This is a genomic window from Terrabacter sp. Soil811 (genome assembly GCF_001429655.1).
Taxonomy (GTDB): Bacteria; Actinomycetota; Actinomycetes; order Actinomycetales; family Dermatophilaceae; genus Terrabacter.
Window position 1 is genome coordinate 776,342 of the sequence record NZ_LMSX01000007.1, and the last position, 11,199, is coordinate 787,540.

At 66.9% G+C, this 11,199-nt stretch carries 12 protein-coding genes; 4 read left to right on the plus strand and 8 right to left on the minus strand.

Annotated features, from left to right (window positions below; genetic code table 11):
* Window positions 1–21: 21 nt before the first annotated feature.
* The 3 genes from ASH01_RS10490 to ASH01_RS10500 form a co-directional block, all read right to left on the minus strand.
* Window positions 22–690, minus strand: coding sequence for a nucleotidyltransferase family protein (locus ASH01_RS10490; RefSeq protein WP_443081119.1), 669 nt, complete (start codon window positions 688–690; stop codon window positions 22–24).
* Between the two features lie 121 nt (window positions 691–811).
* On the minus strand, window positions 812–1,009 hold the full coding sequence (locus ASH01_RS10495) for a hypothetical protein (protein WP_156415526.1): 198 nt from the start codon (window positions 1,007–1,009) through the stop codon (window positions 812–814).
* 306 nt (window positions 1,010–1,315) lie between these two features.
* Window positions 1,316–1,597 (minus strand): ASCH domain-containing protein, encoded by a 282-nt coding sequence (locus ASH01_RS10500; RefSeq protein ID WP_056775136.1) that lies wholly within the window; start codon window positions 1,595–1,597, stop codon window positions 1,316–1,318.
* Window positions 1,598–2,884: 1,287 nt separating this feature from the next.
* On the opposite strand from ASH01_RS10500, the gene ASH01_RS23640 reads away from it, so the two are divergent.
* Window positions 2,885–3,349, plus strand: coding sequence for a hypothetical protein (locus tag ASH01_RS23640; protein WP_156415527.1), 465 nt, complete (start codon window positions 2,885–2,887; stop codon window positions 3,347–3,349).
* A gap of 150 nt (window positions 3,350–3,499) precedes the next feature.
* Here ASH01_RS23640 and ASH01_RS10505 read toward each other — a convergent pair whose 3' ends face one another.
* The 3 genes from ASH01_RS10505 to ASH01_RS10515 all read right to left on the minus strand — a co-directional run bounded on the left by ASH01_RS10505 (window position 3,500) and on the right by ASH01_RS10515 (window position 5,651).
* Window positions 3,500–3,904 carry a DUF1990 family protein gene (locus ASH01_RS10505; RefSeq protein WP_235509591.1) on the minus strand — a complete coding sequence of 135 codons (405 nt, stop codon included), beginning with the start codon at window positions 3,902–3,904 and terminating at the stop codon, window positions 3,500–3,502.
* 231 nt (window positions 3,905–4,135) lie between these two features.
* Window positions 4,136–4,825, minus strand: a complete 690-nt coding sequence (locus ASH01_RS10510) for a hypothetical protein (RefSeq protein WP_156415528.1) — start codon at window positions 4,823–4,825, stop codon at window positions 4,136–4,138.
* A 373-nt stretch (window positions 4,826–5,198) separates the two neighbouring features.
* Entirely contained in the window at window positions 5,199–5,651 is a 453-nt protein-coding gene (locus ASH01_RS10515; protein ID WP_056775141.1) for a hypothetical protein, read from the minus strand.
* Window positions 5,652–5,995: 344 nt separating this feature from the next.
* On the opposite strand from ASH01_RS10515, the gene ASH01_RS10520 reads away from it, so the two are divergent.
* The 3 genes from ASH01_RS10520 to ASH01_RS22975 all read left to right on the plus strand — a co-directional run bounded on the left by ASH01_RS10520 (window position 5,996) and on the right by ASH01_RS22975 (window position 8,008).
* Complete coding sequence (locus ASH01_RS10520) at window positions 5,996–6,298, plus strand: putative quinol monooxygenase (RefSeq protein ID WP_056775143.1); 303 nt, start codon at window positions 5,996–5,998, stop codon at window positions 6,296–6,298.
* A 41-nt stretch (window positions 6,299–6,339) separates the two neighbouring features.
* Window positions 6,340–7,092 carry a helix-turn-helix domain-containing protein gene (locus ASH01_RS10525; RefSeq protein WP_056775145.1) on the plus strand — a complete coding sequence of 251 codons (753 nt, stop codon included), beginning with the start codon at window positions 6,340–6,342 and terminating at the stop codon, window positions 7,090–7,092.
* A gap of 424 nt (window positions 7,093–7,516) precedes the next feature.
* The gene (locus ASH01_RS22975; RefSeq protein WP_156415529.1) at window positions 7,517–8,008 is read left to right on the plus strand and encodes a hypothetical protein; all 492 of its coding nucleotides are present in this window, start codon (window positions 7,517–7,519) and stop codon (window positions 8,006–8,008) included.
* 1,050 nt (window positions 8,009–9,058) lie between these two features.
* Here the strand turns inward: ASH01_RS22975 and istB are convergent.
* Window positions 9,059–9,862 (minus strand): IS21-like element helper ATPase IstB, encoded by an 804-nt coding sequence (gene istB, locus ASH01_RS10535; protein WP_056775150.1) that lies wholly within the window; start codon window positions 9,860–9,862, stop codon window positions 9,059–9,061.
* Window positions 9,862–11,130, minus strand: a complete 1,269-nt coding sequence (istA, locus tag ASH01_RS10540; protein ID WP_156415530.1) for an IS21 family transposase — start codon at window positions 11,128–11,130, stop codon at window positions 9,862–9,864. Before istA ends, istB begins: the two co-directional genes overlap by 1 nt.
* Between the last annotated feature and the right edge of the window lie 69 nt (window positions 11,131–11,199).

Below are 11,199 nucleotides of genomic sequence, written 5' to 3' on the forward strand. Positions count from 1 at the left end.
TTGCGGAAGCGGAGGGCCTCTTCAGCGAGACGTGTCGAGCTCTTCGCGGGTGTCGACGTCGCGGCCCGTCGCGAGGTCGCCGCACTCGACGAGCTCGTGCGGGGTGGTGCGGAAGTAGTGGCGGGCTCCGTGGTCGCCGGTCGCCGAGGCGATGACCTGCTCCCAGTGGTCGCGCCCGATGAGCGCCGGGTGCCCGGGGACTCCGTCGTATGCCGCTCGGCGGAGTGTTGCTCGGAGCTCCTGGTTGGTGGGGGCGGTGGTTGTGTTGTGGAGCTCGACGGCGTGCTCGTCGGGGTGAGGCGAGTGGTCGTTGTCGACATGGCCGGGGGCGTCGAGGACTCTTGCGACGACCTCGGGTGTCAGGTCCGGGAGGTCGACGAGGGTGACGAGCACGGCGTCGACGCAGCCTTCGCCCTCGTGGGTGGAGCGAGTGAGCGCGGTCAGTCCGGCGCGGAGGGAGGCGCCCATGCCCTCGTCCCAGTCGGGGCAAGTCACGACGTCGACATCTCGGCCAAGGGCGGTGACGATGGCCGTCACTTCTTCGGCGGCGGCACCGACGACGACGGTGATTCCGGAGCAGCCGCCGGCGTGGAGCAGGGAGACAGCCCGCTCGACAAGAGTCGGCTCGTCAGGGTGTCGGCGAACCAGAGCCTTCGGCCCGCCCATCCGCCGCCCCGCCCCAGCCGCCAGGACAAGCCCGCGGACGTGGGCGGCTCGACCGTGGGTCGCAGCTGGGTGAGGTGCGGTGTCGCTCTCGGTCACACCCGGAACCTACCCGTCGAGGTGCACCTGATCGCTGCTGCGCAGTGGCTCAGATCGGCACGTGGCCCGTGTTGATCAGCAGCACCATCTCGTTGTGGAGCCGGCGCTTGTCGGTGAGCGGCGCCTGCGCGTACTGCTCGGCGAGCGTCAGGACCGTGTGCCCGACGTGTGCGATCGGGAACCTGACCGGCGCGGGTGGGATGGGCACGAGCGCGGCCGCCGGGTGCGGCACTGCCAGAGCCGCCACGGTGAGGAACAGTGCGATCGATGCACGGCGTCGGATTCGCCTCGGACGGTGCTGCTGCACCGCTGGGCTGCGGTTGGACGCGGTGAGGGCCTCTGCGCCACAAGGTGTTTGGGTTCGGTTCCTGGCAGCCATCGGAGTCCACCTCCAGTCCTACGAGAACTTCCGATCCCCCACTGTGGGCCGCCCACGGCGCGCGGTCTGTGCGCTCGGCGACACACCGACCAGAACGGGGTGAGAAGCAGAAAGAGCGGCGCTGACTGCCGCGGAGACATCGCGGTCGCACGGTGCAGCGGCGTCGCGTCGCGGTCACACGACGTGAAACTCGATCCGGTAGACCAAGGTGTCGTCGTGGATCGGCCCGGAGTGCGCGGCTCGATCGCGAAGCGCCTCGAGGTCGGTCTCGCCCGATGCGCGCACGTCCTCGTCCGTCACGCCAGAGAACGGCACGACCTCCATGACGTCGACCTTTATGACGACCCCCGCGGTCCGGTATCGGCCCCCGACCTTGACCTGCGGGCGGTCCCACCGGCGGATCGTGATGGTGATCTCTCCGCGGGCGACCGCATCTCGCAGTTCACGACTGAACATCACCTCGTCACGCTACGTCGCGCCGACCCGGCCCCGGGCTCAGCCGAGGGGCGGTAGTGAATGTCGCCCCAACAGAGCCTTGCCATCCGCGCGCGCCAGACGACGGCCTCACGCAGCTCTGATGACGGCGCAGACATGCCCCGAATAGGCGCTACCGGAACCTTGGAGCCTGAATCAACGTCGTCGCTGACGGGCCTGGACGCAATGCGCAACCCCCGGGCCGACTGTGAAGGGAGTCTGCCGGGGCGGCCCAGTCATTGCCTCAGAACTGGACGCCCCTTTCGCCCACTAAGGCGCCTGGTAGTACGCATCGCACACGCGGCGCATGACTTCGACGAACATTTGCTTCTTAGCCCCCCCGTTTGGCCCTGGTCTTGGCACCACGCATCCTCACGCTCGCTGCGCGGAAGACGAGGGAGACCTACCGCTTGCGACTGCGTCGGCAACTAATGGTGGCCGCACTGACCGCCGCACCGGCACCTCCGGAGGCACCAACACACTCGTAGCGGACGGCGCACGCGGCAGAACCGTGAGCGCATAGCGGGCGTGAGGCTGACCAGCGCCTTCCCGCCGGGTTCATCTGCAAGGATCAGGCGGGAATGTCGGGGCCGCCCCAGAGGCCGCCGGACACGGCGCGGGTCCATAAATAGGCGATGTGTCAAGCGCCCCTATCGGAGACCCCTAACCGATGCGAACGTCTGGCCTCGCCCATGCACGTCGACTCGAAGAAGTGGGGCACCCTTGGGCTTGCCGCACGCCTCGTTGCAACGCACAGAGGGAGGAGCGCAGGCGAATCCATTGACTATCATCTTCCGGCCGGATCGGATAGACGAGCCACCGAATGCTTAGGGTCTCGTCGAGAGCGGATCTTCATCTCCAGATCCTCCCTTAGCAGGCTCACCTTCCCCGAAGTCCATGCCTCCACCAAATCGCGTCGGGCACCAGAAAATTCCGAGAAAGGGGTCCCGACGTAGGTTGAAGCCGACGGTAGTCCGACGACTGATCGTCAACCTCGATCGAGTGGATCCCTTCGTTACTTATGCGCGCAGCCTAGTGACTGCCGCTGCTGCAGACTCTCACGAAGTCGAAGCGGATGCTTGGATCATCAGCCTGGCAGACCTACTTACGGCCACCCACCTGCTTCCAACTCCAACTGAACTATGGGCCTATCACGGCAAGCGGGCGGCGCAGACGGCGACGGGGTCGCCGGTGGTCTTCATGGAAACCGACGCCCTCGGAGCTTGGATCAAGACTAGGGAGGGTGCTTGGCCCACTCACGAGGGTCACGTGTTTCAACTCGCCTTTTCATCGCAGGAGATCAACGACTACTACAACAATCGCGACTTTGTCGCGCGCGGTGCCGAATTGGACGTGGCGTTGCAGCCCGCAAGTGGCATACCGGATGAGGTGCTGCGCACCATGACCGCGTTGATCGACTCCGACGGGTGGACCGAGGCAGCGGACGCCATCGCAAACGTGGCTCCACGGCAATGGAGGCGATTCCACCGGGATATGCGGCGACTCGCCGTAGAGCCGCGGAACCGAAATCAGCGTCGTTCACGCCAAGCCGTCGAGCGCGGCATCAAGTACGGCGTGGAACCCGTGGTGACAATCAAGCCTGGGACCGCACCTCGGCTCCAGGTCACGACAGCGGCGGACCCGTCTCCAAATGCAGCAACCGGTGTTCTCGGCAACAGCCGCTCGGCCACAGCGGTAACCCTTACCGTGCCGCAGCCCGGATCTGTGAGCTGAGTGTGGTCACTCCGCCTCCAGCCGGCAGCGAGAAGGCGCCATGGCGTGTCGGAAGTGTTCGCGCAAGGTGGGGTCTTGTTGTACGCGATTAGCGGTGCAACGTCATACCGCCGCCAGCTAGCCATCCCGTCGGCGACAGATGCAGATGTCTCAGAGCTCGTCGAGGGCTGCGAGGTACCGCTGCGTCATCCCGTCCTGCACGGCTCGACTGGTGGGTCCGCCCAGGCTCGCCAGCAGCGACGCTGGCCTGGAGACCCCCGTCACGGTGAACCGGATAGCGCCGTCGCGTTCGTGGTCCAGAACGAACTGCTCTTCGCCGGACTCCGGGTGCCCCGGAAGGGTGCCGTAGGCGAACCCCTTGCGCCGCGGCTCATCGAAGACCTGCACGACTCGGCACGGGAAGGGCAAAGAGAGCGGACCTGGACCGAGTCGCAACAGCACGACTGTGCCGGTCTGAGCCGTCGCGTTGGACGCTTGGACCCGCAGGCCAGCCTTCTCATGCATCAGCCAGCCCATCAGGTCTCGGGCGGCGCCGTCGAAGTCACGCCGCTTCAAGTGCGTCTCGACTTTGAAATGCCGGTAGCCCGGTGGCACCTCGTCGGCAGCGGTCCGCGCTCTCGAGCAGACAAGGGCGCAGCTCGCAGCGCAGCGGCGTCGTCTGGTCCGAGCAACTGGACTGGCATGCCTCCACGGTCCCCAACGAGGAGGAGACTCGGACGGCGGCCCGACCGGACGAGCGCGTGCGGCTACGAGCCGGAACCAGCGCGACAAATCGGGCTGGGACAGCTATGCGGTCGCGGGGTCCTCGATGAACCGCATGAATCGGCGCCCCAGCGGGCTGAGGCTAGGCTCATATATTCCGGCGCCTGTCATGGTCACACTGATGCCACCGCTCGACACGAGGCCAGCGTCGCTCAGGTCTCTGTAAACCAGCTCCACCAGTTCATCGTCCGTGAACCCGGGGAGCATCTGGAGCAGGTGCTTGCGGCTGCCCATCATTAGGTTCGGCGGCTCCACTCCTGCCCGCTCGAGGGTGCGCCTCGGGTCGCCGAAGAACGCCAGCATGCGGATGTGGATCTCCGAAAACTCGTCTACGAAGCGTATGAAGCGGGCCTGGGCATCCACCTCCGGCGCGGCAGGACCTGTCGAGTTCAGGATCGCATTCCTCAGCGCAGTCAGCTTGCTCTCACTATGGGTGGCGTCCGCAGCACGACTAGCTCGCACGACAGCGTCGAGGAACACCGGATGCTTCACGAGCTCTTCAAGCGGTGGCAGTTCGGAGCGCGCCCGCAAATCCTCGATTGCCTCAGCCACCGACTCGAACCACTCCTGCTGGCGACGCCCGAACGGAATCCCGACCGCGGCGACGAAGGCAGCGGCTAGCAGGCTCCCCGCAACGGGAATCATCCCAAGGGCGCCCTCGGCAGCGATTTCGGCGACCTCCCGCGACGTCGACTTCTTCGGGGGCTTCTCCACGCCGCCCACGTTATATCGGCACCCGCCCTGAGCTCATGAGGCTGCCAATCACGAGGTGCGGCCAACGCGCCTCATCGGCATCCGGTAGGCATCGAGCGTTCCGAACGCGGCTCTCTCGACAAGAGCGCGAGACCGCGTCTCTCCGCCGCATCATGGCGCCTGCACTGGGGCGTGTCCGGTACTGCCTGCTACCACCGCAAACAGTGGGTCTGCACCACCGATGTGGAGCCGGCTTGATCATACGAGAGCGACACGTGCAGTCGGCGGCACGTGCAATCGCCCGCGCGGCTCGACCCGAGGACGTTGGAGACAGTCGCCGCCAGCACCCGGTTCCGCGCGGACGACCCGCGATAGCCTAGCCGGCTATCGTTCGTCACTTGCGCGAACTCGGGGGACCCCTGCGCTGGAGAAGCTCCAGATTGGGGTACCACTCGGGGTGCTCGGCATAGAGCGCCGCGAGGGTCGGGGAGGTGTCGAAAAGACTTAGCAGCCATAGTTGCCAGGCGTGGCGGTCGACATCCTCCTGGATCTCGTCGCGACGCTGCCAGATGTACTCAGCGATGTCGAGGACCATGACGGCGCACGCGAGAATCTTGTCCTGGTCCGGGTCGGTTGGATCGAGCTGCTTCTTGCCATATAGATAGGGACGGAACTGCGGATAGTCGACGACCATTCTGTCGACCTCGAGAAGCATGCCGTTGGCGTTCGCATATGTCGTCGAGGTCAGGTCCCGCTGGTTGCTCACGTACCCGACCCATGTCGCCACGGCTCCGGCGATCAGGGAAACTATGAGAGCGATGACTGAGATGATGTCCGACGCCTGCATCCAGTCATCATCGCGGGCGATAACTTCTCGACCAAGTCCCTGGCCGATCGTCGAACGGCCGGCTATCCGACCGCCATGGCCTCGGAAACTGGCGAGACCTAGGCCCATCGTCCGCGGCGAGGAGCCACTGGCCGCTGCCAAGACGGTGCCGCTGCGGATGTTGGTCCGAGTCGCGTTCAGGCGCGTCTAGCCGCCGGCTGTCGCCCACTTGGCGTCGGCATTCCCGGCACGGCTGTGGCGGCGTCCGCTGGACGCGTGAACGCGTCCGGTGGACGGAGGCGCCGCGCGAGGACTCCGGGAAGGCTGGAGAAGTCATCCACCACCTTCCAGATTCAGGAGACATTGTGTTCATCGCCATTCTCGATTTCGAGACCGCAGCCGACGACCGCGCCCGCGCTCTGGCCCAGCTTGAGGGCGAGCGGGCGCGCGTCCGCTCGATGCCGGGCAACCTCGCTTTTCGCGTGTACGCCTCACGTGAGGACGAACGCACCGTGACGGTCGTGCACGAGTGGACCGATCAGAGCTCGTTCGTCACCTACCTCGCCTCCGATGCCTTCGCCCGGTCCAACGCCGTGCTGCGACCCATGGTGACCGGCGGGCCGGTGAGCCGCCGGTTCCGCGCGGAACTCGTCGAGGCTGTCGCCTGACCGGAGCGGCGTCCCTACGATCGGTGCGTGGGAGTCCACTCGTGACCCGCGAGGCCTTCGCGTTCACCCGGTCCTTCGGGCCGACCGGGCCGACCGAGTTGGTCGTCGACCGTCATTACCTGCTGTGCGCCTCGACGGGGGCGTTGCGGCTCGAGGCCGAGGGCCAGCGCTGGCTGCTTCCCCCGGCCCGGGCTGCGCTACTGCGCGCCGGGCGGCCGGCCACGATCGCGATTCCGCAGCCGGCTAAGACCGCGTCGGTGCTCTTCCACGTCGACTTTGTGCCGCCGCCGCAGCAGCACCTGACGGTCTTCGACCTCGACCCACTTGCTCGCGCGCTCGCCAGCGAGTGCGGCACGTGGCAGGAGGCGGAGGAGCCACTGCCCCCGTACGCCCGAGCCATCTTTGCTGCCCTGGCCGCGGTCACGTGGCGGCTAGCCGAGCGCCCCAGCCCCGTGGTCATGCCAGCGGGACGGTCCGCCGAGGTACGGACGGCGTTGCAGCTCACCGAGGAACGGCTCGGCGACGAGATGCGCTTCGAGGAGGTCGCCGCCGCGGTCGGACTGGTCCCGCGCTCGCTGGCCCGTCGGTTCGAGGCCGAGGTCGGGATGACCTGGCGCGCCACCCTGCGCCGGATGCGGGTGCTGCGGGCCGTGGAGCTGCTCGCAGCCGACGACGCGCCGATCACGACGATCGCCCACGAGGTGGGCTACGGCTCACTCTCGGCGTTCAACGCCGCCTTCCGCGAGCTAACCGCAGTGACGCCATCGGGCTATCGCGCCACCTTCACCCGCTGAACACCGCCCCGGCGCACACCACCCCAGGCACCTAGAGTCAGTTCCACACCCATGCCGAGGACACGTTCCGCAACCTCACCGTCGGCCGAGTCGGACCCTCCGGCGAGTCGCACGACGACACCCCATCCACGGACCATGCTGCGAGCCGCGGCGCGGCAGACCTGTGTCTAGCCGCCGCGAGCTGGGCGAATTCGACCAGAGACTGAACCGTCCGCTGGCTGAGGTCGATCGATCCATCTCCCTCACGCTCGGCTCAGTGCTTGTTTCGAGGCATGCATCGGCAAACTGGCGCTCGTCACCACCTGCGCGTACGCGACTCGTCCCGACGAACGTCCACGCGAGCGAGTGCGTCCGTGGGCGTGTCCCGGACGCGCCGCGGTTTGAAATGAGCCGCTCACGACCCGCGACGAACGAAGATGTTTCTGTGGGCGATCAGGTCGTGGTGTTGATTGGGACGCTGGCGGGTGCCGCGCTTGGATATTTGTTCCAGTCGCTGAGCACCGCTCGGCAACGTCGTTATGAAGTTGCCGATCGTGCTCGTCGCGAGCGTCTGGAAGCAGCCGCAGCCTTGCCGGCGGCCCTAGTCGCGTACCGACACGCCCAGATCGCTCGCCGTATGAATAGGTTGACGTCGGGCGAGCGCAGCGAGCCTCTGAGCAGAGAAGTTCGCGCGGCGCGCGCACAGGCTTGGTCGGCGCTCTATCAACTTGACCTGCTTGTCGACGACGATCAAGTCCAAGGCGCCGCCTACGCGCTGATGAACCAGATCAGGGCGCTGAAGGAAATCAGCGATCCGGCCCGCCTCGACGAAGCTGGCACGGAGGTTCACTGGGCGATCCAGGAATTCATCAAGCTCGCGCGAACACGTCTCGCGTTTGTTGAAGCCAGAACGGGAGGTTCAGGCCGCCGCGGCTAGCTGACCCGCATGACGAGGCCGGACCCTGAAGCCGCGTGGCCGCAGGCATCGATGTCCGTGCAGGGGATGGCCCAGGCCTCAAATCCCTACAGGGTCAGTTCCCGTCTCTGATGACGGCCACTCGAACATGCCCCACTCCGCCGCGAGAGCAGCAGTCAGCCACAGGAAGCAACTCCCTGGATCAGGGCAGTCCAGCGGTAGACCAGTCCAGAGCCTGCAGTCCCGTGTCCAGTCGAGCAGCGTCCAAAAGTTCGCGTCGGGCTTTCCAGTACAAGTGGCGCCACGTGGTGAATGCCCGCCAGCCGACGTCACGGCCGACCGGCGAGCCGTCCCGTCGCATCCGCTCCCAGAGATGAGCCGCCGCCGAGGCGACAGGCTCGCTGGCAACCAGACGCAGGCTTTCTAGTGCATCTTGAGCACGGGACGCGTCGACGGCTCGGAGGCGACAGCTGGCGGCTACTTCATCGAGGTGTCCGTCGCGGTGCTTGGCGTTGAAGTTCCCCAATTGTGACGAACATTTCGTGGGCGGCTGACAGATAGCTCAAATAGGCATCACGTCGCAGCCCAGCGAGGCGCTCGGTGGCTTCCCTGTTGTAAGACGCCCTCTGCGTCACGAAGGAAATGGCGCCACCTGAGACTGCACCAAGCAGAGTTCCGACGATCGCTACCCAAACGTCCATGGCCTGAGTGAACCTCAAACCGTCGTCGCTGAGGCTGCTTCGATGACAGCAATTCAAGGCGCAGCCGGCTTGGACCTCTGCGATCGCCAGCGCGAACGTCCCGCCTCCGGAACACAGACGGGAACTTGCGGTGGGTCACTGTCGGCAACGCTCGAAACTGAGGCCGATCCGACGGTCGAAAACGAGGCCACCGGGTCGTGTGTTTCTAGTCTGCCGGGTCTTGGGTTCTGATGCTGGGAAGGGTGTCGAGTCCGCGGTTGCGGAGCCGGTAGCCCTCTCGCTGGTGCCCTACCTACCCACCGGTCNTCGGCAACGCTCGAAACTGAGGCCGATCCGACGGTCGAAAACGAGGCCACCGGGTCGTGTGTTTCTAGTCTGCCGGGTCTTGGGTTCTGATGCTGGGAAGGGTGTCGAGTCCGCGGTTGCGGAGCCGGTAGCTGGCGCCTTTGAGGGTTAGGACATCGGCGTGGTGCACGACGCGGTCGATCATCGCGGCGGCGACGGCCTGGTCGCCGAAGACCCCGCCCCAGCCGCTGAAGGGCAGGTTGGAGGTGAGGATCAGCGAGGCGTGTTCGTAGCGGGAGGACACGAGCTGGAAGAACAGGTTGGCGGCGTCTTGCTCGAACGGTAGGTAGCCGACCTCGTCGACGATGATCAGCCCGTAGCGGCGCAACCGGGCGAGCTCGGTGGGCAGGCGTCCGGCGCGGTGGGCCTCGGTCAGCCGGGTGACCCACTCGGTCGCGGTCGCGAACAGGACGCGGTGGCCGTGGTGGGCGGCGGCGATCCCCAGGCCGGTCGCGAGGTGTGTCTTGCCGGTGCCGGGCGGCCCGAGCAGGACGACGTTGCGGGCTTCGGTGAGGAACCCACCAGAGGCGAGGGAGGCGATCTGTTGCCGGACGGCGGGTTGGGCGTCCCAGTCGAACTCATCGATCGTCTTGCGCGCGCCGAACCCGGCGGCTCGGATGCGGAGCTGGGCGCCGGAGGCGTTACGGGCGGCGACCTCCCGGTCCAGGACCGCGGCGAGGTACTCCTCGTGGGTCCAGCCGGCGTCACGGGCGTGGTCGGCCAGCCGCGGCGCGGCCTCGGTGATCCGGGGCGCCTTCAACGCGGCCGCGAGGTAGGTCAGCTGTTTGAGTGCCTCACTCGCCCCGCTCTTCGGCGTCGCGGTCGCCATCAGGCCACCTCGCCATCGGCGCCGCCATCAACGGCAACGTTGAGCGCACCGTCGAGTGCGTCGTCGATGAGGCCGAAGGCGCGGTCGTAGTCGGCCAGGTCGCGCCCCAGCCCGTCGTGCGGATCCGGGCCTGGACCGGTTGCGGGTCGCTGGAACTGATCACGCAGCACCTTCGCCGCTGTGACGTGGGCCGGGTCGGTGATCGTCTGTCCGCGCGCCCACACCCGGTCATGGGCAGCGACGAGCCTGCCGTCGTGACGCACTTCCACCGTGGCCAGGTCCGCGTGCACGTCGACGAAGCGGCCGATCAGCGCAGGGTCGACGGAGTAGTCACTGCTGTCGACCCGCACGTAGTAGTCGCGCCCCAACCGGACCCGGTTGACCCACCCGAGCGCTGGCGGCGCCGGCGGAAGAGGCAGCATCGCGGCCCGGTCGGCCTCGAGCCGGTCGCGCGGCCTGGCCTTGATCGTGCGGACCGTTCGGGCGTTCGCGATGGCCAGCCAGTCGGTGAGCTGGGCATCGAAGTCAGCCGGGGACTCAAAAGTCCGGCCCGGCATGAACGAGGTTTCGAAGAAGCCGTTGCGTCGCTCCACCACCCCTTTGGATTCAGGGTCGTAGGGCTTGAGCCGGACCAGGGTGGTGGCCAGCGTGCCGGTGAACGCACCGACCCCTTCGGCGTGCCGCTTGCCGCGGCCGATGCCGGTCTCGTTGTCCCAGATCAGCCGGCGCGGGACCCGCCCGAGCTGTTGCAGCAGCTCCCACATCCCCAGCAGCAGGTCGGCGGTGCTCCGCGTCGGAATCATCCGGCCGAGCATGAACCGCGAATGCGCGCAGGTGATCACCAGCACCGGCAGCAGCGTCCTCGTGCCGTCCTCGAGCGGGATCTTCCGCGGCGGGAACCACAGGTCACACTGCGCCGCGTCGCCCGGAAGCCAGACCAGCCGGTCCGCGGGATCGACCGGGCGATAGTCAGGCCGCAGCCGGCGGACGTTGTCGCGGAACCAGGTGATCGATGCGTCCCAGCCGACCCGTTCGGCGATGACCGTGGCCGGCATGTCCGGATGCTCGGTCAGCAGCTGGCGCACCAGCGGCTCGAAAGGCGTGAACGCCGTCGCCACCGCCGGCCGCTCGTACCTCGGTGGCCGGTCCGAGGCCAATGCGCGCTCGACTGTCGACCTTCCGATCCCTAGATCCCGTGCGACCTGACGCTGCGGAACACCGTCCGCGACCAGCCGCCGGATCAGAGCCCAATCCTCCACTGAGATCACCCATCCAATCTGTCTGGGTGGCCTCGTTTTCGACCGTCGTTATGGCCTCGTTTTCAAGCGTCGTCGACA

Bases quoted from the DNA above. Each gene is read 5' to 3' on its own strand.
- istB (WP_056775150.1), bottom strand. From the start codon at position 9,862: ATGGCGACCGCGACGCCGAAGAGCGGGGCGAGTGAGGCACTCAAACAG.
- ASH01_RS10500 (WP_056775136.1), bottom strand. From the start codon at position 1,597: ATGTTCAGTCGTGAACTGCGAGATGCGGTCGCCCGCGGAGAGATCACC.
- ASH01_RS10515 (WP_056775141.1), bottom strand. From the start codon at position 5,651: ATGCAGGCGTCGGACATCATCTCAGTCATCGCTCTCATAGTTTCCCTG.